We start from the raw sequence: 20,359 nt of genomic DNA, 5'->3' as shown, positions 1-20,359 counted from the left end.
TACCGTCAATGGGGCTGGTCGTGGCGTTCCGCATGCCTGGAATGCGACTCCCGTCCTGGACGCGCGGGCGCGGCAGCTACGGCGGGCCGCGCTTCACCGGCAGCGGCGTGACGCTCGCCGTCGCGCAGCGAGCGGCGCGTGCGCACGATCTCGGCGGCCTGCCAGGAAAGCAGCGCAAGCACACCGAACACCACCTCGCGCATGCGCTTGACGAGCGCGAGCGAGAACGCCACGTCCTGGCTCACGCCGAACAACTGCGCGAGCAGCACCACGGCGACTTCCTGGACCCCCAGGCCCGCCGGCACCATGAAGGCTGCGTGGCGCACGGCCTGGGTGATGGCCTCGATCGCGAGCGCCTCGCCCACCGTGACCGGATGGCCGAGCAGCGCGAGCGCCCACCACGTCTCGAAGGCGCCGAGCATATAGCCGCCGAGCTGCCAGAAGAACGCGCGGAACATGAGACCGGTGCGCGACATGAGCCGGTCGAGATCGGCATCGAGCTGCTGGCCGTCGATGCCCATCATGAGCGAATTGCCGGTGCCGAGCAGGCGCGCGGCCCAGCGCTCGATCGCATGGAACACCCCGCCACGGCGCAACAGGAAGACCGCCAGCACGGGCAGCGGCGCTGTCAGGAGCAGCGCGAGCACGATGGTGATGAGGGTGCGCAGCGAGCCGCCGTCGCCCGTCGCCGCCACGATCAGCACGACGCCGAGCGCCGAGAAAGCGTATTGCACGGCGATCGTCACGAACACCTCGACGATCACCGAGGCCGTGACCTGGCTCGCGTCGCCTGCGCCGCGCAGCTTCCAGCGCGCCAGCCGCACGCCGACGATCTCCCCGCCCACGCCCACCGAGGGCAGCAGGCGGTTGACGGCCTCGCGCACGGTCGCGATCCACCAGAGGAAACTGAGCGGCGCGCGCTTGTCGAGCAAGAGGCGCCACGCGTGCGCATCGAGCAGCAGCGGCAGCGCGTGGAACGGCACGAGCCAGAGGAGCACCGGACCCGCCGTGCCGATCACGCGCACCACGTCGCTGGCGCCGTCGTGCACGACCAGCCCGATCAGGATTGCGATCCCGACCGGCAGGCCCAGCCATTGAAGCCACTTCATGATGTTGCCTGCGCCTTGGTCGCGAGCGTGCTTGCGTCGCCGGATGTCGAGGCCCTGGCCTTGTCACCGAAAAACACATCGGTGAAGCCGCCGTGGCGCACGCCGGTGTGCTTCAGGGCCTCGGCCACGCGCGGCGAAATCAGCGCGCCGAGTTCGTCGGCATGGCGATACGTGCTCATCGACGGTGTGATCGGCCCCTCGCCCGCCGCCGGCGCTTCGGCCGGGTGGCAATAGATCTCGCCCACACCCTGCGGCGGCAAATGCGCAAGCGCTTCGAGCAGCACCGCCTCGTCCATCGCGCCCGTCTTTGCAATGCCCACGACGTAATCGTTATACGCAACGCCCGCGCGCGCAAGACGCGCGCGCACGAGCGCGAGCCAGGGCTTGAGCGCGAACGGCGCACCCGCCTCCAGCGGCAGACGCATCGCGCGCAAGCCGTAATCGCGGCCGATCGAGAGGATCAGCGAAAGCACGGTGGGATGCAGATGGAAGTGCTTGTGCGTGTTCACGTGATCGAGCGCGAGCCCGGTCGCCGCGAACGCCTCGAACTGCGCGCGGATCTCTTTGGCGAGCTGCGCGCGCACGTGCGGCAAGAAGAAGAAACGCACGCCGTCGCGCACCATGTTGTCGCCGAAGCGGCCGCCCGCGTCGACGAGCGCCGGAATCTGCGTGCGCGGCAGCATTGCGGCGCCGTCGGCGAGCACGAGATGCAGGCCCACGCGCAGGTTCGGCAAGCGGCGCGCGCGCGCCACCGCGTCCGCGGCGGCAGGCGCTGCAACCATCAGGCTCGCGGCGTTGAGCACGCCATCGCAATGCGCGCGTTCGACCGCCGCGTTGACCCGCTCGTGCAAGCCGAAGTCGTCGGCCGTGAAGATCAACGCGCGGCCACCGCTGCCGTCTCGCCCGGTGTTCGCGGCATGGGCGGCGGCGTCCGCGCGTGGCGTATCCACGCCGGACGTCTCCACGCCGGACACATCCATCATGCCTCGTGGGCGCGCAGGAAGCGGAAGAACTCCACGCCTTCGCGCAGACGGCGCTTCATCATGTCCCAGCTCGTGAGCATTTCGCGCACGATTTCCCAGATCTTCGACGGGCGGAAATAGAACTGGCGATAGAACTGCTCGAGGTGGTGATAGATCTCCTCGCGCGGCAGGTTCGGATAACCGATCGCCGCGAGCTGTACGCCTTCCTTGCTCACGAGGTTGATGGTCTTGTTCTCTTCCATCCAGCCGTTTTCGACGGCCTGCTTGTAGAGCGTCGTGCCCGGATAAGGCGCGGCGAGCGAGACCTGGATCGTGTGCGGATTGATTTCCTTCGCGTACTCGATCGTCTTCTTGATGGTTTCCTGCGTCTCGCCAGGCAGGCCGAGAATGAAGGTGCCGTGGATCTTGATGCCGAGCTTCTTGCAGTCCGCGCTGAAGCGGCGCGCGAAGTCCGTGCGCACGCCCTTCTTGATGTTCACGAGGATCTGGTCGTCGCCGGACTCGAAGCCCACGAGCAGCAGGCGCAGGCCGTTTTCCTTCAGGACCTTGAGCGTCTTGTACGGCACGTTCGCCTTCGCGTTGCAGGACCACGTCATGCCGAGCTTGCCGAGACCGCGCGCGATCGCTTCGGCGCGCGGCAGGTCGTCGGTGAAGGTGTCGTCGTCGAACATCAGTTCCTTGACTTCCGGCATGTTGTCGCGGATCCACTTCGCTTCCTCGAGCACGTTCTCGACCGAGCGCGTGCGGTAGCGGTGGCCGCTGACCGTCTGCGGCCACAGGCAGAAGGTGCAGCGCGACTTGCAGCCGCGGCCCGTATAGATCGACACGTACGGGTAGTTCAGATAACCGATGAAGTAGTTGTCGATCTTCAGGTCGCGCTTGTAGATGGGCGCGACGAACGGCAGCTCGTCCATGTTCTCGAGGATCGGGCGCGCCGGGTTGTGCTCGATCGAGCCGTCCTTGGCGCGCCACGAGAGACCCTTGATCTCCGCGAACGGCTTGCCTTCGGCGATTTCCTTGCAGGTGTAGTCGAATTCTTCGCGGCAGACGAAATCGATCGCTTCGGTCGCCGTGAGCGAGTTGTGCGGATCGACCATCACCTTTGCGCCGACCATGCCGACGATCAGCGACGGCTTGCGCTTTTTCAGGTCCTCGGCGAAGTTCGCGTCGGTCGGGAACGACGGCGTGCTCGTGTGGATGATCACGAGGTCATAGTCCATCGCGATCTTGAGCGTTTCTTCGACGCCGATGCCGTCAGCGGGCGCGTCGAGCACGCGGCTGCCCGGCACGAGGGCCGCGGGTTGCGCGAGCCACGTCGGATACCAGAACGAGCGGATCTCGCGCTTCGCCTGATAGCGCGAGCCTGCGCCACCATCGAAGCCGTCATAGGACGGGGCCTGCAAAAACAGCGTTTTCATGAGATGAGTGCTCCGGCAGCCCTTTTTATTAATGGGGCATGAATGAACAATTGCGCGCGCACCGGCTGGAGCCGGCGCCGCGCGCGACATATTAATTTAGCGCCCGGGTTTCACGCCCCGGGGCGCTTCGGTCTGACGCATGGGCCACATCAACGGCCTTCCGATACCTCGACGGTGGCCCGGCGCGGCGCGGCGCTCACGCGCGCTTCGCCGCCGGCACGCGGCATTCCGGCCATGTCGGCCGGCGCCAGCGCATCGGGGTTCGCAACCGCTACGCGCACCCCGCGCCAGATGACGTGCGAGCCGAATGCGGCGGCCAGCCATTGCAGCAGCGAAAGCGTGTCGCGCAGCGGGACCAGCGGTAAATCGCGCCAGAACTCCCGCAGGCTCGAACTACCGCGCGCATGCAGCACCAACCGCGCGATGATACCGCCAACCGTGCTCGTCCCGAGCACGGCCAATGCGAGGCGCGTCCCGGCACCGGCCGCGGCGGCAAACGCGCCGGCCGACATCAGCCAGTATGCGAGCGCGCCGAGCACGAGCCACGGCGAGGTAAACGTAATAAACAGCGACGCGAAACCCGCCGGATTGACCGAGCGGATCGTGCGCAGCCAGCGCGTCTCGCGCAGCCACAGCGTGCGGAACGTCGGCTCGATCACGTCGGTGGCGACCACCACGGGAGCCAGCACGGTGGCGAGGCCATGATCGCGCGCAAAGCGGGCCAGCTGATAATCGTCGGCGAGGCAATCCTTGAGCGACTCGAACCCGCCGATGCGCTCGAGCGTGCTGCGCGAGAGCGCGAGCGTCGCGCCGAAGCCGAACGCGCGCGAGCCCGTGGAATGCGCGACGCGCACCGAAGGCGCGAACCACTCGTTGATGAAGAGCGCGCCCACGCGCGGCCAGAAGCCGCCCACGCTGCGCGCGCTGTAGAGGCAGGTCACCACGCCCACTTGCGGGTCGGCGAGCGGCGCGGTGACGATCTCGAGATAGTCGGGCTCGACGGCGATGTCGCTGTCGGCGACGATCAACACGTCGTGGCGCGCATGCGCCGCCATGTTGATGAGATTGCTCACCTTCAGGTTGCTACCGTACACGCGCGAGTCGATCACGAGCGCGATGTCATGCCCCGGATACGCGGCTTGCAGCCGGCGCACGACCGCAATGGCCGGATCCTTCGACGAGGACACGCCGAAGATCAATTGATAGCGCGGGTGCTGCTGCTCGCAGAAGGTCGCGAGATTCTCGTAGAGACGCGGCTCCGCCCCGCACAGCGGCTTGAGCACGCTCACCGGCAGCGGCGTGCGGGCGCGGGCGTGCCGCGCCGCCGCGCGCACCTGTGCGGCGGAGCCAAGGCGCGGCATGGTCAATGCGGCGCTGATGGCGTAAAAAGTGACCGCGCCGCACAACGCAATCACGAGCCACCACGCCGACGGAGACAGGAATTCAAGCAGGACCGTCATGCCACGATGCCTCGCATGTCGCCGGGGTAACGCGGCCCGTTGCGGCCGAAGGCGCTGGCGCCGGCCCAAACGCAGCCTGCGCGCGTACCGGCCCCGAAACCGGAGCCGACGTGCCGCAATGCCGTCGCGGCGCAACCGCACCGCGTGCCGGCCAGCTCAAGCATGTCGCCTGCCACCATTTGCCCTACCCCAAATATCACAAAAAATTACAAGCGCATCGTAGCCGCGCCACATATTCGCCGCCATCAACGTAACAGTCGGCTACACTTTTTTTGATGCGAAGCAAATCAACTGAGGAATCGATTGAGTGCTGCCAGAAGACAAGGCCACATCGCACTGCTTGGGCCCTGATTCAAAGGCGAAAATTGTAGCAGCAACGTCCGCGCACCGCTTCTACGGCCCCCGCAAAAATGCTTCTCATACTTGCAAAGGCAACGATTCTTTCATGGCGTTCACGTCAAGCTTCCAATCTCATTCGAATCCGAAAATATCTGGTAAACGTATTGAAACACCTCGTTAACGACATCGAATCGAGATTGTGTAGAGCTGACGTAAATAGGCTTATAAACAGGAATTATTCCGATTCAATTAGCGTCATTTGAGCCGCGCCTGAAACCCCATGAGGCGCATGGATTACCGGAGGCCTCCAGCACGATCTGGAGCGCTTTGGCACAATGGCCCGCACCTTGCGTCTGCCTTGCAGCCGCCCCGCCGCCCGCGCGGCGTATCCGGGGCCTGGCTCGCGCGGCGGCGCCTCATGAACTCCGGAACGCCACCCGCCCATGATTCCCTTTTCCGTCCTCGATCTCTCGCCGGTGCCTGCCGGCTCGAACGCCGGCGCCGCGCTGCGCAACACGCTCGACCTCGCGCAGCATGCCGAGCGCTGGGGCTACCACCGCTACTGGCTCGCCGAGCACCACAACATGACGGGCATCGCCAGCGCCGCCACCTCGGTCGTGATCGGCCATGTGGCCGGCGGCACGCGCACGATCCGCGTGGGCTCGGGCGGCATCATGCTGCCCAACCACGCACCGCTGTTGATCGCCGAGCAGTTCGGCACGCTCGAGGCGCTCTATCCGGGCCGCATCGACCTGGGCCTCGGACGCGCCCCGGGCACGGACCAGACCACGGCGCGCGCGCTGCGCCGCGACCTGCAGGCAAGCGCCGATGCCTTCCCCGACGATGTGGCCGAGCTGCAGCGGCTCTTCGCCGAGCCCGTCGAGGGCCAGCGCGTGCGCGCGGTGCCCGGCGCCGGGCTGCACGTGCCGCTCTATATCCTCGGCTCGAGCCTGTTCGGCGCGCAGCTGGCCGCGGCGATGGGCCTGCCCTTCGCATTCGCCTCGCACTTCGCGCCCGATCATTTGCTGAGCGCGCTGCGCGTCTATCGCTCGCAGTTCCGCCCATCGGCCAAGCTCGCGAAACCCCACGCGATGGTGGGCGTGAATGTGTTCGCCGCCGAAACCGATGACGAAGCGCGCCTGCTGTTCACCTCGGTGCAGCAGCAGTTCGTGAATCTGCGGCGCGGCACGCCGGGGCAGTTGCCGCCGCCGGTGGCGCAAATCGCGGCCAGTGAATTCGAGCTTGCGGGCGTCGCGCATTCACTCGCGTGCTCGGTGGTGGGCGACCGGGAAACGGTGCGCGCGGGACTTGCCTCGGTGATCGAGCAAACCGGCGCGGACGAGCTCATCGTCACCGCGCAGATCTACGATCATGCCAAGCGGCTGCGCTCGTTCGAGATTGCTGCGGAAGTGCGCGCGGAGATGGCCGCTCGCTGAAGCCGCTGGCGTGCCTGGACGTCAGCAGAGGAGCCGCCTGGCCAGCGACTCCTTCACTCTCCCCTCATGACGCCATGACATGGCCGTCACGCAGGTTCCGCGTCACAGTAGTTGCTTGCCAGCGCAGCAGCAAGTTCCGGCAGAGGGTCGCCGGCCTTCACGTGAGCGTGACCCGGATGAGGCAGCTTCACAGCCGCGCTCAGCGCCTCGCTGACTGCGCGATCGAGCTGCTCCTGCAAATCCGCAATCAGCGTCTGCCGCCTGCGAAATTCAGCCCGCCGCTTTGACGGCACCTCGCTGATGTCGCGGTGATATGGGCGAAGCGGCAGCACGAACCGCCCGTCGGCTTCAATCCCGCCCAGCTCACGCCAGAAGCCGTCATAGTCCGCGTCGAACCGGACCGTCGTTGCCGCGGAAACGTGCGTCTTCTTCGTCACGCCAGTGAGCGCGTCCGTCCTCGCCATCCTGCAGAGCTCACTGACGGCTTCCATCACAGCGGCCTTCGGTCGTAGGCCATGGCATGCGCGCGTGGCCTCGCGCACACGCTCCCGGTCCGCGCCGGCGGGCCCTTGCAGGCCCCCGATCAGCGCACTGCGCTTGCCTGATTGAGCATGCCTTTCGAAGCTGATGGTTGCCCACGCAAGATCGACGCGCTCGAACACATCGCGCCAGGCGACGGTAAGCAACCCTTCGCGCCAGCAGCGTACCGGCTCGCTCACGACGAGCGCATACCTGCCACTCGATGCCAACGTCACGTGCTCCGATTTCAGGTAGAGCCTGCGCACGAGATCTTCGCCAAACAGCTCCCGCAAGACCCGAAAATGACCGCACAGCAGCTCGGCACGCTCGCGCGCACGCATATCGGCCTGCGCAAAGCAATGAAAGGGACGTTCGAGAAAGCGCCGGTTGCGGGCTGCAATATCCGCGAGCAGAGCGTTCGTTGTCAGTGCCTTCAACCAGATGCGGGCTGCAAACGGGTTGAGCAGCGCGTACATCAGCACGCGGGCCCGCCGGAAGAGGTCATGGGGCGTTCGCCCAGGGATCGACCTGGACAGCAGGTGGCGAACTTCAGAGATTGACATCAATAGCCGCGATCGGTTTTGCACTTTCATGAAGGTCCAGGCACGCAGGCAGCCGCGACCAGTACGCGAGTCGCTGCCAGCGAACGTGTCATAAGGAGGCTGACTTGAAGAAAATTCGGGAAAGGCCTGAAGAAAGTGCCCGGTCACGTCGCGCGCACGGCAGGTCGTCTAACGCGACAGCGCTTCAATCCGGACCGCTAGTGCACGCGTATGTCGACACAGCATGGACACATCAAACTGCCCGCGCAGACGCATCGGACTCCTTATCGACTGCAGCGGGCCTGATCGCTGGCGTTCGACAAGCGCCATCAGGCGCGAGTCATGCACCCGCCCTTCGGACAGCTCTTGCGAGCATTCCTGCGATGAATGGATGGGCCCTGAATATTACGGAATATTTCAAACGCAACCAAATATTACCGCATATTTTATCGGACGCCTAGCGCAAACCGAGCATCATAAGTTTTGTATTCTAAAATGGGGTCTCATCATAGGTCGGGACTGGCCGGCTATCGGCCTTGTCGGTCGCACGCCCAGCGGTGAGCGCGAGGTTGAACACCGCTCTCATCGCTGAACCGAATGGCCGTTTCCGAACGGAGCCCGCCTCCGGAATGTCCGAGCGACGGCGACAAGGCCGTCTACAGCCTGACGACAAGCGGTTCCCATGGAAATTTCGGTGGCGGGATAAAAAACCGTTCGAACGTTCAGTGGTTCGCCGGCGCCGCTGCCAGCTAGGCCAGCAGCGCCTCATGAAACGCCTGTGGGTCCTGCATCTACGCCGCATGGCCGAAAGTCCGGGAATTCAACCAGGGTCGAGTGCAGAATCGCCTTCGCGGCCGCGCGGCCAAGCTCCGGGTAATGGCCGAGCTTCGCGCGCACCTCGGCGGGCACGAGATCCTTCCTGATCGCGGCGATGTCCTTCTGACCGATCATCAGCAGCGTCGGCATGCGCAACTGACCGAATTCGTGGACCACCGGCTGCGTGTAGCTACGTGCATCTGAAAATTTTCGCCGATGTCACCCAAGTCCTTATTCCATAAGGGTTTTAGCGGAAAATACCGGTAACTGAGGCGATAAAACGGTTGTTCGCGGATTTCCGAGGAAAGACGCTTGCGACCTCGGACCAATCAGACGCCTTCACTCACCGGCAGACGTTCAACGAAAGGCTATTCACCAATTTCAGTTGCCTGAGTTGGCGGGTCCTGAGATAGGAGAGTAAGCACTGAGATTCCGCCCATATAACTTGAAAGGCGGCGATCCGAAACGATGACCAAATAATCCTGCAACCAGCGATGCTTTGCAAGCTCAGCTTCTCGCCCCTCTAGAGTCAAATACTCATCCTCAAATATCAATTTGGCCTTCTCATAACACCAATCAATGTGATTTGCAGCAAAATTAATAAAATAAACCCCATTTTGCACACAAATCATGCATTCATGCTGTAACCGCTGAATGTCAGCCTCAGAAAATCGACTCCCGGAGCGCAGCATCTCAATTACACCCTTATCTACGACGACGCGCGGGTAAATTGCTTGTTTTTGCTCTAACTCATATGCAACTGCCAAAGCGTGGCTGTATGTTAAATTTCCCGATTTAAAGTGCTGCTCAAACGCGACCCCACCTCGAATCAAAAGACCACTTTCCAGGAAGGCTCGCTGAACCTCAGCAATAGTGCCAATAAAATCCGAAATTGAAGTCGAGGGGTTGGCGGCAATGATAATTGTGTCACTGATCGCCTGATATGCAATTTCCGTCTCATTGATCGAGCTTAAGACTGAAAGCGCCGATTCAAGTTTTACCTTGAATGCCTCACTCCCCGAAGAGCGATCAGCCTTAAGATGATTACGATACGCTAAGACGTCCAATAACGCGACGAGGGTATACGGTTTTGCCATGATATCCTAGATCATGATGGCTGCTAGTTTTGCGATCTCCGCTTGATATTCATCTTTGCGCTTCACCCATTCCCCCCATACCGCGCCACGATAGTAGTCACCATCAGATGAGGCGAGCTCCGTATCTTTCTGATCAATATCGAAGATCGCCTTCCCGACAAGCTGCGCGACAGGTGCCATTGGACCCACATCGCGGATGGACGCCACGAAAGGATTCAATAGCAACTCCGGAATAACCGGTTCGAAGCGCTTAAGCTTGGAGTTTCCGAGCATATTGATAAGTGCGTCCTTCACTCGTTCCTCCCACTTCTGGTATGAAGCCTTCTTTTTCCCAGCACGATGAATCTTGTAATTATTTAAAATAGCTCCGTAAAACTCCGTTTTTGGAAAAAACGCGTCTAGGCCGAATGGTTCAAAAGAGGCAACCACAGTATCATGCCGAGTAAGCCAGTCGCCTATTATTGACCCCATGCCTTGTACCGCTTGAAACGAAAAGCGATCAGGAGTTGTAGGAATAAAAACGCCATCACATGCTAGTATGACCATACGCGTTATAGAACCCGCACTCGGGCCAACGTCGCAAAGCACATAGTCAAATCCATGCAAACTTGCAAGATCCCGGAACAACCTTGTCAAAACAGCGTAAGTATTCTTTTCGTGAACAGCCTCGGTAACAGCTTGAGCTATGGCAACAGAAAAATTTTGCTCAGCACGTGAGAAGTTTATATCTCCACGTAGAAGAAAGAGTTGTTTGTAAATTGCCGACTGCGCAAGCTCTACCTTTCTGGCATCAATTCTCGCCGTATCACCATCGAAGCGCGGCTTCAATGCTTCGTAGATAGTAGTGCCGGGAAGTTGAACATCCGGATCATCGAAATTATCACCGGAACAAAAAAATAATTCCGTGCAATTGCACTGCGGATCACAATCAACCAACAGAACCTTTTTTCCTCTCGACAGAAATACCGCGAGATTAAAGATGGTCGTGGTTTTCGCAACTCCACCCTTGTTGTTGTAGAGAGAAACGATCTTAGTCACGGCTCACCTTAGATTGGGAACGTTGCGACGCATAAAGCGGAGCAAAATAAGCGATAGCATACTACCGCATTCCTGTCTTCGTCTCCACGGGCGGGTGACAGAGACTCTTTGTCAATGGTTAATGGTTTCCCGGCGCCTCTGCCAGCCAGTCCAGCAGCGCCTTATGAAAGGCCTGCGGGTCCTGCATCTGCGGCGCATGGCCGAGGTCCGGGAACTCAACCAGGGAGGCGTGCGGAATCGCTTTCGCAGCCGCTTTGCCGAGCTCCGGATAATGGCCGAGCTTCGCGCGCACCTCGGCGGACGCGAGATCCTTCCCGATCGCGGTGGTGTCCTTCTGACCGATCAGCAACAGCGTCGGCATGCGCAACTGGCCGAATTCGTAAACCACCGGTTGCGTGTAGATCATGTCGTAAAGCAGCGCCGAATCCCACGCAACCTGCTGCTTGCCCGGCCCCCGGTACATGCCGGCCAGCATCTGCACCCACGGCTCGTAGCGCTCGCTCCAGTGGCCCGCGTAGTAGGTCGACTGCTCATAGTTGCGTATCCCGTCGGCGCTCGTCTTCAGTTCCCGCGCGTACCAGTCGTCGACGGAGATCGAGGGCACGCCCTTCGCTTTCCAGTCCTCGAGCCCGATCGGGTTCACGAGCACCAGCTGCTCCGTCTCGCGCGGATACATCAGGCCGTAGCGCACCCCGAGCATGCCGCCCGTCGAATGGCCGATGATCGTCGCGCGCTCGACGCCCAGCGACGCGAGCAATGCGTGCGTGTTGCGTGCGAGCTGCTGGAAGCTGAACTGGTAAGCGGCAGGCTTGCTCGATTTGCAGAAGCCGATCTGGTCCGGTGCGATCACGCGATAGCCGGCATCGGCGAGCTGGGTAATGGTCTCGCCCCAAGTGGCGGCGCAAAAGTTCTTGCCGTGCAGCAGGACCGCCGTGCGGCCGTTGGGCTTCTGCGGCTGCACATCCATATAGGCCATGTGCAGCGTCTGCCCTTGCGACGTGAAGGTGAACTCGTGCACCGGGTGCGGGTATTCGAAGCCCTGCAGCTCGGGACCATAGGCGGGACCGTCGGACGGCTTGCTTGCGGCAGACGCGGCAGGCGCGCCGGCGTTGGACGGCGCGCTCGCCCCACTCCCGGCGGCGCAGGCGGCAAGCGCGAATGCGGCGGCGCAACAGGCGGCGATGGTGGAAAGCTTGCGTATCGAGGGCATGGGCGATGTCGTCATGAGTGGCGTGACCTCACGCGGGCTTGCTCCTTCAAGGTCCAGCCTGCGCGACGTGCGAAACGTCAGCGATTCTATCCGCCATGCGCGCCGCATGCGGGCAGCGCAGCAACATGCGATGCGCGCGATGCTCCGCGAACCGTCCGGGCAAGCAGCTTGCTGCTCTCGCGCAGGCGCCGCTCACCGCCGCCTTGTGCAGCGAATTCGCGCGACGCGGCATTCGGTGCTAGAACATTCATTGCGCGGTCACAAAAGCGAGGCCGGCGGCGGCCAGGCGACATGCAAACGGCACTCAGGCATGACCGCCTGCACGCCTTGCAGGCCGGCCTGCAAGGCGCGACCTCGGCGGCTCCGTCTGTGCGGCCCGACCTCGGCGGCCCACCAGACACCCTCCGGCACACGAGCCGGCGGACGCGGACCTGGCGACACCCCGGGGGCACAACAAGGAGACGATCATGGAAACTCCGGCAAGCCTCAACGATCTGCAGCGCACCACGCTCGCGATCGTGCTCGCGGGCGGACGCGGCACCCGTCTCGGTCCGCTCACCAACAAGCGCGTCAAGCCGGCGGTCTACTTCGGCGGCAAGTACCGCATCATCGACTTCGCGCTCTCGAACTGCCTGAATTCGGGCATCCGCCGCATCGCCGTCGTCACGCAGTACAAGGCGCATTCGCTGTTGCGCCACATGCAGCGCGGCTGGGGCTTCCTGCGCGGCGAATTCAACGAGTTCGTCGACTTGTGGCCCGCGCAGCAGCGCGTGGAAGGCGCGCACTGGTATCGCGGCACCGCCGACGCCGTCTACCAGAATCTCGACATCATCCGCTCGATCTCGCCGAAATACGTGATCGTGCTGGCCGGCGACCACATCTACAAGATGGATTACACGCGCATGGTGGCCGACCACGCCGCGAGCGGCGCCGATTGCACCGTCGGCTGCATCGAGGTGCCGCGTCTGGATGCGCGCGCCTTCGGCGTGATGGCCGTGGACGAGTCGCGCCGCGTGACCGGCTTCGTCGAGAAGCCCGACGACCCGCCCGCGATGCCGGGCCACCCCGACATCGCGCTGGCGAGCATGGGCATCTACGTGTTCGAGACGGCCTATCTCTTCAAGCAGCTCGAGGAGAACATCTCGCGCAGCGCCACCGACCACGACTTCGGCAAGGACATCATTCCGCGCGTGGTCACCGACGGCCATGCCATCGCGCACCCGTTCAGCCTGTCGTGCGTCTCGTCCGATCCGAAGGCCGAGCCCTACTGGCGCGATGTGGGCACCATCGACGCGTACTGGTCCGCCAATCTCGACCTCGCCTCGACGATTCCCGCACTCGATCTCTACGACCGCAACTGGCCTATCTGGACCTACCAGGAGCAACTGCCGCCCGCCAAGTTCGTGCGCGACCTGAACGGCCTGCAAGGCTCGGGCACGAACCTGATCGTGTGCGGCGGCAGCGTGATCTCGGGCTCGCAGATTTCACGCTCGGTGCTCTCGTCGAATGTGGTCGTGAAGTCGTTCTGCAACATTGCCGAGGCAGTCTTGTTGCCGGAGGTGACCGTGGGCGCGAGCTGCCGGCTGCGCCGGGTGGTGGTGGACCGCGGCTGCACGATCCCCGACGGCACCGTGATCGGCGAAGATCCCGCGCTCGATGGCGAGCGCTTTTACCGGACCGAGAACGGCATCGTGCTGGTGACCGACGAGATGCTGAAGAAGATCGGGCGCGGGAGCTGAAACGCCGGGCAATAGCCGAAGAACCGCGCGAGCGCGCAAAGGACCCCAGACCGATGACGATCCGCGTCCTGCATGTAGCCAGCGAACTCTATCCGCTGCTGAAGACCGGCGGCCTTGCCGACGTCACCGCCGCCCTGCCTGTCGCGCTGATCGAGCAAGGCGCCGATGCGCGCGTCCTGCTGCCGGGCTTCGCGAGCGTGGCCGCGGGCCTCGCCGACCTGCGGCCCATCGCGCGCCTCTCGCGCAGCTTCGGCGCGCCCGAGGCGTCGCTCGAGCTGGGCCGTCTGCCGGGCAACGGCCTCCCCGTCTACATGATCCGCGCCGACTCGCTCTACGCGCGCCCAGGCAACCCCTACCTCGACGCCGAGCAGGTGCCCTACGGCGACAACGCCCAGCGCTTCGCGCTGCTCGGCTGGGCGGCCGCACAGCTCGCCGAACACGCCGACCCCGACTGGGCGCCGCGCATCGTGCACGCGCACGACTGGCATGCCGGCCTCGCGAGCGCCTACCTGCGCGCCGCCGCGAGGGCGCGCGGCCATGCCGGCCCGCTTGCCGGCCCGCATTCCGCCGCCCTGCATACGCGCTCCGTCTTCACGATTCACAACCTCGCCTATCAGGGCATCTTTCCGGCCCAGCAATTCGACATGCTGGGCCTGCCCGCCGACTTCTTCGACATGCACGGCGTCGAGTTCTACGGTCAGCTTTCGTTTCTGAAAGCAGGCCTGTATTTCGCCGACAAAATCACGACGGTGAGCCCGACCTATGCACGCGAGATCCAGACCGTCGCCCAGGGCTGCGGCCTCGAAGCGCTGCTCAAGGGCCGTGCGCACGATCTCGTGGGCATCCTGAACGGCGTGGACTACGCGATCTGGAATCCGGCTCATGACGATGCCATCGCCACGCATTACTCGGCCGCGCACATGGGCGGCAAGCTGCGCTGCAAGACGGCGCTGCAGGCGCGCCTGGGCCTCGCGCAGCGGCACGACGCGCCGCTGTTCGGCGTGGTGAGCCGCCTCACCGAGCAAAAGGGCCTCGACCTGCTGCTCGGCGCGCTGCCCGAGATCGTCGGGCGCGGCGGCCAGCTCGCCGTGCTCGGCACCGGCGATGCGAGCCTCGAACAGGGCTTCGCGCGCGCGGCGCAGCAGCATCCCGATGCCGTGGCCGTCGAGCTCGGCTTCGACGAGACGCTCGCGCACGCCATCGTCGCGGGCGCCGACGTGATGGTGGTGCCCTCGCGCTTCGAGCCGTGCGGGCTCACGCAGCTCTACGCGCTCGCCTATGGCGCGCTGCCGCTCGTACACCGCGTGGGCGGCCTCGCCGACACCGTGGTCGACGCCTCGCTCGAGAATCTCGCCGACGGGCTCGCCACCGGCTTCGTATTCGAGCGCTTCGAGCCCGACGCGCTCGCGGCCGCGATCCGCCGCGCCTTCGCGCTTTACGCACGCGGCCACGACTGGCGAGAGACGCGCGCGCATGGCATGCAGCAGGACTTCGGCTGGGCCGCGTCGGCGCAACGCTACATGGCGCTCTATCGCGAGCTGACCTGAGGCGTGCAATCCGGCGCGTACGGGCCGGCACGTGCCGCCCAATAGCGCCAGCACTTCGCACGACGATCCACGGCCGCCGAGACAACGCGACGGCTGAACGCAACACTGCGCACACGCGGCCATCGACTGGGCGCAAAGAATTCGGTTATCGTTGCTGCACCGCGCGAATTGTCGCGCCCCCCACTGACCGCCCATGAAAAACGTCTTGAGCATCCAGTCGCACGTGGTGTTCGGCCATGCGGGCAACAGCGCCGCTGTGTTCCCCATGCGCCGCCTCGGCGTGAACGTATGGCCGCTCAATACTGTGCAGTTCTCGAACCACACGCAGTACGGCCACTGGAGCGGCAGCGCGATCGACGCCGAGCAGATGGAGGAACTCGTCGAAGGCATCGGCGCGATCGGCGTGCTGCCGCGCTGCGATGCGGTGCTCTCGGGCTACCTGGGCGCGCCCGAGCAGGCGCAAGCGGTGATCGACATCGTGCGCGCCGTGAAGGCCGCCAACCCGCAGGCGCGCTACTTCTGCGACCCGGTGATGGGCTCGGTCAACGACAACGGCAACGGCTGCAAGGTCGAGCCGGGCATCCAGGAGTTTCTCGTCCGGCACATGCCCGAAGTGGCCGACGCGCTGATGCCGAATCACAGCGAGCTGCAACGGCTCGTCGGCCGCGAGATCGAGACCGCCGAAGAAGCCGTCGACGCCTGCCGCGAACTGCTGCAGCGCGGGCCCAAGCTCGTGCTCGTGAAGCATCTGCTCGACCGCAACAGCCCGGCGGACACCTTCAACATGCTCGTCGTGAGCGAGCGCGAGGCGTGGCTCGGCCAGCGTCCGCTCTATCACTTCGCGCGCCAGCCCGTGGGCGTGGGCGACATCACGAGCGCCATCTTCGTCGCGCGCCTGATGAACGGCGACGCGCTGCGCCCCGCCTTCGAGCACACGCTCGCCGCCGTGAACGCGGTCGTGAAGACCACCTACGACGCGGGGCGCTACGAACTGGAGATCGTCGCGGCGCAGGACCAGATCGCGCGCCCGCGCGAATGGTTCGACGCCTGGGCCTTCGACATGGCCTGAGTGCGTGGCCTCGGTCGACTGCATGAGCTGACTGCAAAAGCTGACTGCGTGGCCGCGCATCCTATAATGCGAGCCACATGCGCGATGCGCATTTCAGCATCTGGGCGCGAGGCCCACCGTTAGTGAAGAGATTGACCGATGTCCCACCCTATCCGTAGCGAACAGGAAGAGTATTTCGAGCAGCTGTGCCTTGCCGTCGACGCCGGCGAAACGCACGAGCAGGAAGCGATCGAATACTTCGAAGAGCAAAGCCATGAAGCCGATTTCGACGCCGCGCAATGGCTCGACATCGCGCTTTACCACGCGCCCGAAGTGGCGCGCGGCATCATCGACCTCGTCGACGAGGAAGACCGCCAGCGCAGCGACATCGCGCAGACCATCGCCGATAACCTCGATATCGCCTATGGCGATGAAGATTGCGAACGCTTCGAGGCCATCGTGCGCCTCGCGCTGGCCAATGGCGTGCCCGTCGATCTCGACGTCGTGCTCGACGGCTGCAACCGCGCCCTCGACGACCTCGAAGGCTGGGCGAACGAAGACACCATGGCGCCGCTCACACGCCTGCGCGAAACGCTCCTTGCGATGCAATCGGCGCATTGAGTGCGCGGTCGCGACGGCGTGCAGAACACAGGCATCACAATAGAGCCGCAACGTACAAGAACACTGCCGCGCCCGAGCCCAGAGCTTTGCGTGGGATAGCTAAAGCGCTAACTCTGGTCGACAAGGAGTCAAGATGAGACCGCGCCACACGCCCCGCCGCTCGCCGCACCACCTGCCGCATCCCGCGCCAAACCAGCCATCGCGGCCGGCGCGCCGCGCCGCCCTGCTCGCCATCACGCTCGGCGCGCTCTCGTGCGTGCTTGCCGCAGCGCCCGGCGGCTCGGCGCGCGCAGCGGCGCCCGGCGCGGCCGGGCCGCTCACCGTGCGCATCGGCTTTGTCGCGCCCCTGAGCGGTGATTACGCGGACTATGGCCGCGACCTGCAAAACGGCGTGCAACTCGCGCTCGACGAAGCCAACGCGCAAGGCGTGAAGATCGGCGATCAGACGGCGCACTTCGAGCTCGTCTCCATCGACGATCGCGCCGACCCGCGCCTGGGCGTGCAGGCCGCCGCACAGCTCTCGAATCAGGACGTGGCCGCCGTGGTCGGCCACTTCAACTCGGGCACCGCGATCCCGGCTTCGCGCATTTACGAAAGCGCCGGCATCCCCATGATCGACCCCGCCGCGACCAATCCCATCATCACCTCGCAGGGCTTCGCCAACGTCTTCACGGTGATCTCGAATGACGCGCAGAACGCGGGCATTGCGGGGGCCTGGGCCGTCGACGTGATGAAGGCGCGGCGCATCGCCATCGTCGACGACCGCAGCGCGTTCGGCCAGGGCGAGGCCGACGTGTTCGAGCGCACCGTGAAGGCGCACGGCGGCACCGTGGTCGCGCGCGAGTTCGCGGCGGGCGACTCCGGCGATGTCGTCGACTTCGGCCCGCAGCTCGCGCATATCAAGGCCGCCGACGCCGACCTGCTCTATTTCGGCGGACTCGCGCGCCAGGCCGCGGCGCTCGTCAGGCAATTGAAGGCGCGCAGCATGAGCGCGCAATTCGTGGGCGGCGGCGGCGTGGCGATCCCCGAGTTCGTGCGGCTCGCGGGCCAGGCGGGCGAAGGCGCGCTCGCGTGGGAGTACGGCCGGCCGCTCGCGCAACTGCCCGATGGCCCGCGCTTCGAGCAACGGTTCAAGAGCCGCTTCGGCGCCGATGTGCTCGCCTACGCGCCGTTTGGCTATGACGCCGCCTGGGCCGCCATTCACGCGATGATGGCGGCGAAGTCGGCGAATCCCGATGCCTGGCGCGGCACGCTCAGGACACTGTCCTTCGGCGGGGTGACCGGCCGCATCGCCTTCGACGAGCACGGCGCGCTCAGGAACGGCGCCTCGACGCTTTATCAGGTCAAGCAGGGCGCCTGGGTGCCGGTGACGACGCACGGCGGCTGAAGTGCGACTGAAGCGCGGCTGCGCTCACGCCGCTCCTCTCGCACCTTTTGCGCTTCACCCGCCCTTCGCACGCACGACGATCTGGGCATGCGTGTCGCGCTGCATGCGCACGAGCGCATCGCGCATGTGCGCGTACTGCTCCGGCGTACACATCTGCCGCCCAAACTGCGCGGAGAGCCGGCGCGTAATCTGCACCGTGCGCGACGCCGGATCGAACACGTAGTGCGACGCGTAGTCGAGTTGCGCACCGTCCGCGAGCGCGCTCGCGGAGGTGTCGCGCGGCAGGTCCGTCACGCGCGCGAACGCGGGCAGCACGATTTGCGCGAGCTCCTCGAAATCGCCGCCCACGCAGGCCCACGGCTGCGTGCGCCGCGGCACCGCGAGCCACGCGTCGAGCTGCGAGGCGATGCCGCCCGCGAAGCTGCTCAACGCGGGCAACGCCGTCGTGCCATCGGGCCAGACGACGTGCTCGAGCGTGCCGCTGACCGTGGCGGCGAACGGCCCGCTCGTGGCATCGAGCGCGCTCGTCGAAAGCCGTGCCGTGCCCGTGAGGCCGGTCTGGCGCAGGCGCTGCAAAGCGATCTGCTGCGCCTCTTGATGCGTCGCGCGGCGAAACGTATTGCGCTCGGGCTCGGCGCCCGCGCCCGTGTCCTCCACGCGATAGCGGTACGCGGCAGCGCCACTCGCCCCCACGTCGATTTCAAGGCGCGCCACGCGCTCGCGCGGCTGCGTGGCGGGCGTGCGCACGAGCACGCCGTCGTCGACGAGCAGCGCCGGGCGGTCCATCACCCCGGCCGGCAGATAGCCGAACGCCACGCCGCCCGACGAGGTATCGGCGAAGAGGCCCAGATCGGGCAGCCACGCGATCACGTGGTCGATCGCCTCCACGCCATAGCCCGGCACCGATGGCAGCGTGTAGACGGGGCCCAGATTGAGCAGCGCCGCCTCGGCGCGAATGCCTACCGCCGCGAGCAGCGCCGTGAAGAGCGCGACGTGGTCCTTGCAGTCGCCATAGCGCACGCGCAGGATGTCCACCGCGTGGTGCGGGGCCGCCGCGGTCTCGCCCAGAAAGAGCGCCACGTAGCGGATATTCAGGCGCATCCAGTCGTAGATGCGCGCGGCCTTCTCGCGTGGATCGGTGAGCCCCGCCGTGAGCGCGCGCGCGAAGGCCGCGATGGACGGATCGGTCGCCGTGGGATCGGCGGCGGCCTCGCGGTAGCGCGCCGCGAAGGCCGCGTAGTCGGGCACGGTCGTGACCATCAGGCGCGCGCCCCAGTTCACGCGCGCGACGGCGCCCGGCTCCAGCGTTGCGTAAGGACCATGGCGATATTCGAAGGCGTAGCGGGTGCGGCCGTTCGCGGTCACCGGAGCAAGCACCGTGTAGCCGCGCGCATCGACATGGAGCGGCAGGTCCGCGGGCAGATCGAAGACGAGTCGCTGGAGCTCGACCGGCTCGCCCGGCGGCTCAGCGAAGTACGAGAACGTGCCCGCCTGCAGTGCTTTCGCGCGGCGCTTCGCCCACTCGAGGCGCACGCGCGAGCCCGGCTGCACGCCGGGGAAGATCACCGTGCGCAGCACGCCGTCCTCGAAGGTCGGCGCGCCCGCCGAGCGCGGCTCCTGAACGTCGCGGATCGCGCTCGGGAGCACCTCGTGCACCGTGCCGTCCGGGTCGACGGTCTGCGCCGAAAGCGCCGTGATCGTTTCGATATCCTTATTGAACCAGACGTAGCGCTGCGCCACGGCGTCGACGCCCGCGGTGGTGTTGGCGCGCATCGTCGAGTCGTCGTGCTCCTGCACCGAGCCGTCCTTCTGGACGACGAACACATGGATGTCGCGCTCGAGCGTGGCGGGCGGCAGATCCTCGAGGTCGGTGAGATCCGAAGCATCGGTGCCCACGCGGGAGTCCGCCTGTGCGGCGGCGGGTGGCTGCGCGTGCGCACATGGGACGGCGAACGCCAACGTCAATGCAAATGCCAATGCAAGTGCGAACGCATCGGTCCCCGCCCACCTGGCGCCGCACCTCACGCGTTCTTTCATGCTTCGCGCCACT

Annotated in this window: 15 protein-coding genes and 1 pseudogene; 6 read left to right on the top strand and 10 right to left on the bottom strand. The window is 65.0% G+C overall.

All coding sequences use genetic code 11. The features are described 5' to 3' along the window. Positions 1-5 precede the first annotated feature (5 nt). The 4 genes from E1956_RS08880 to hpnI form a co-directional block, all read right to left on the bottom strand. The gene (locus E1956_RS08880; RefSeq protein ID WP_134748263.1) at positions 6-1,112 is read right to left on the bottom strand and encodes a lysylphosphatidylglycerol synthase domain-containing protein; all 1,107 of its coding nucleotides are present in this window, start codon (positions 1,110-1,112) and stop codon (positions 6-8) included. Continuing rightward, positions 1,106-2,092, bottom strand: coding sequence for a hopanoid biosynthesis-associated protein HpnK (gene hpnK / locus E1956_RS08875; protein ID WP_232071061.1), 987 nt, complete (start codon positions 2,090-2,092; stop codon positions 1,106-1,108). The genes E1956_RS08880 and hpnK overlap by 7 nt, the downstream gene beginning before the upstream one ends. Beyond that, complete coding sequence (hpnJ, locus tag E1956_RS08870; protein ID WP_134748262.1) at positions 2,089-3,510, bottom strand: hopanoid biosynthesis associated radical SAM protein HpnJ; 1,422 nt, start codon at positions 3,508-3,510, stop codon at positions 2,089-2,091. Before hpnJ ends, hpnK begins: the two co-directional genes overlap by 4 nt. A 149-nt stretch (positions 3,511-3,659) precedes the next feature. After that, complete coding sequence (gene hpnI / locus E1956_RS08865) at positions 3,660-4,970, bottom strand: bacteriohopanetetrol glucosamine biosynthesis glycosyltransferase HpnI (protein WP_134748261.1); 1,311 nt, start codon at positions 4,968-4,970, stop codon at positions 3,660-3,662. A gap of 782 nt (positions 4,971-5,752) precedes the next feature. Between hpnI and E1956_RS08860 the strand changes: the two genes are divergently transcribed. Beyond that, complete coding sequence (locus E1956_RS08860; protein ID WP_134748260.1) at positions 5,753-6,745, top strand: LLM class flavin-dependent oxidoreductase; 993 nt, start codon at positions 5,753-5,755, stop codon at positions 6,743-6,745. Between the two features lie 86 nt (positions 6,746-6,831). On the opposite strand, the gene E1956_RS08855 is transcribed toward E1956_RS08860, so the two are convergent. From E1956_RS08855 to E1956_RS08835, 5 genes and pseudogenes are all read right to left on the bottom strand, one after another. Then, entirely contained in the window at positions 6,832-7,857 is a 1,026-nt protein-coding gene (locus tag E1956_RS08855; RefSeq protein ID WP_134748259.1) for a VirK/YbjX family protein, read from the bottom strand. A 698-nt stretch (positions 7,858-8,555) separates the two neighbouring features. After that, positions 8,556-8,811 (bottom strand): annotated as a pseudogene (locus E1956_RS08850) (alpha/beta fold hydrolase); the annotation flags it as partial. Positions 8,812-8,990: 179 nt separating this feature from the next. Further along, complete coding sequence (locus tag E1956_RS08845) at positions 8,991-9,719, bottom strand: hypothetical protein (protein ID WP_134748258.1); 729 nt, start codon at positions 9,717-9,719, stop codon at positions 8,991-8,993. A 6-nt stretch (positions 9,720-9,725) separates the two neighbouring features. Next, positions 9,726-10,757 (bottom strand): ParA family protein, encoded by a 1,032-nt coding sequence (locus E1956_RS08840; protein ID WP_134748257.1) that lies wholly within the window; start codon positions 10,755-10,757, stop codon positions 9,726-9,728. Positions 10,758-10,875: 118 nt separating this feature from the next. Next, positions 10,876-11,982 (bottom strand): alpha/beta fold hydrolase, encoded by a 1,107-nt coding sequence (locus tag E1956_RS08835; RefSeq protein WP_134748256.1) that lies wholly within the window; start codon positions 11,980-11,982, stop codon positions 10,876-10,878. Positions 11,983-12,434: 452 nt separating this feature from the next. On the opposite strand from E1956_RS08835, the gene glgC reads away from it, so the two are divergent. From glgC to E1956_RS08810, 5 genes are all read left to right on the top strand, one after another. After that, positions 12,435-13,706: a glucose-1-phosphate adenylyltransferase gene (glgC, locus tag E1956_RS08830; RefSeq protein ID WP_134748255.1), complete on the top strand. Its 1,272-nt coding sequence runs from the start codon at positions 12,435-12,437 to the stop codon at positions 13,704-13,706. Positions 13,707-13,759: 53 nt separating this feature from the next. Next, entirely contained in the window at positions 13,760-15,253 is a 1,494-nt protein-coding gene (gene glgA, locus E1956_RS08825) for a glycogen synthase GlgA (protein WP_134748254.1), read from the top strand. A gap of 193 nt (positions 15,254-15,446) precedes the next feature. Next, positions 15,447-16,322, top strand: a complete 876-nt coding sequence (gene pdxY / locus E1956_RS08820) for a pyridoxal kinase PdxY (protein WP_134748253.1) — start codon at positions 15,447-15,449, stop codon at positions 16,320-16,322. A gap of 138 nt (positions 16,323-16,460) precedes the next feature. Further along, complete coding sequence (locus E1956_RS08815; RefSeq protein WP_134748252.1) at positions 16,461-16,922, top strand: hypothetical protein; 462 nt, start codon at positions 16,461-16,463, stop codon at positions 16,920-16,922. A gap of 133 nt (positions 16,923-17,055) precedes the next feature. Continuing rightward, positions 17,056-18,309 (top strand): branched-chain amino acid ABC transporter substrate-binding protein, encoded by a 1,254-nt coding sequence (locus E1956_RS08810; RefSeq protein ID WP_134748251.1) that lies wholly within the window; start codon positions 17,056-17,058, stop codon positions 18,307-18,309. Positions 18,310-18,363: 54 nt separating this feature from the next. Here the strand turns inward: E1956_RS08810 and E1956_RS08805 are convergent, their stop codons facing one another. Beyond that, positions 18,364-20,346: a DUF3857 domain-containing transglutaminase family protein gene (locus tag E1956_RS08805; protein ID WP_134748250.1), complete on the bottom strand. Its 1,983-nt coding sequence runs from the start codon at positions 20,344-20,346 to the stop codon at positions 18,364-18,366. Positions 20,347-20,359: the final 13 nt, after the last annotated feature.

It is taken from the genome of Paraburkholderia pallida, from assembly GCF_004524855.1.
Taxonomy (GTDB): Bacteria; Pseudomonadota; Gammaproteobacteria; order Burkholderiales; family Burkholderiaceae; genus Paraburkholderia; species Paraburkholderia oxyphila.
Note: the sequence above shows the minus strand (reverse complement) of the source record. Positions and strands in the feature narration are given on the sequence as shown.

Coding starts and splice junctions, on each gene's coding strand:
- E1956_RS08860 (WP_134748260.1), top strand. CDS start 5,753: ATGATTCCCTTTTCCGTCCTCGATCTCTCGCCGGTGCCTGCCGGCTCG.
- E1956_RS08815 (WP_134748252.1), top strand. CDS start 16,461: ATGTCCCACCCTATCCGTAGCGAACAGGAAGAGTATTTCGAGCAGCTG.
- pdxY (WP_134748253.1), top strand. CDS start 15,447: ATGAAAAACGTCTTGAGCATCCAGTCGCACGTGGTGTTCGGCCATGCG.
- E1956_RS08805 (WP_134748250.1), bottom strand. CDS start 20,346: ATGAAAGAACGCGTGAGGTGCGGCGCCAGGTGGGCGGGGACCGATGCG.
- E1956_RS08835 (WP_134748256.1), bottom strand. CDS start 11,982: ATGACGACATCGCCCATGCCCTCGATACGCAAGCTTTCCACCATCGCC.
- E1956_RS08810 (WP_134748251.1), top strand. CDS start 17,056: ATGAGACCGCGCCACACGCCCCGCCGCTCGCCGCACCACCTGCCGCAT.
- glgA (WP_134748254.1), top strand. CDS start 13,760: ATGACGATCCGCGTCCTGCATGTAGCCAGCGAACTCTATCCGCTGCTG.
- E1956_RS08855 (WP_134748259.1), bottom strand. CDS start 7,857: ATGAAAGTGCAAAACCGATCGCGGCTATTGATGTCAATCTCTGAAGTT.
- hpnJ (WP_134748262.1), bottom strand. CDS start 3,510: ATGAAAACGCTGTTTTTGCAGGCCCCGTCCTATGACGGCTTCGATGGT.
- hpnI (WP_134748261.1), bottom strand. CDS start 4,970: ATGACGGTCCTGCTTGAATTCCTGTCTCCGTCGGCGTGGTGGCTCGTG.
- E1956_RS08845 (WP_134748258.1), bottom strand. CDS start 9,719: ATGGCAAAACCGTATACCCTCGTCGCGTTATTGGACGTCTTAGCGTAT.
- glgC (WP_134748255.1), top strand. CDS start 12,435: ATGGAAACTCCGGCAAGCCTCAACGATCTGCAGCGCACCACGCTCGCG.
- hpnK (WP_232071061.1), bottom strand. CDS start 2,092: ATGATGGATGTGTCCGGCGTGGAGACGTCCGGCGTGGATACGCCACGC.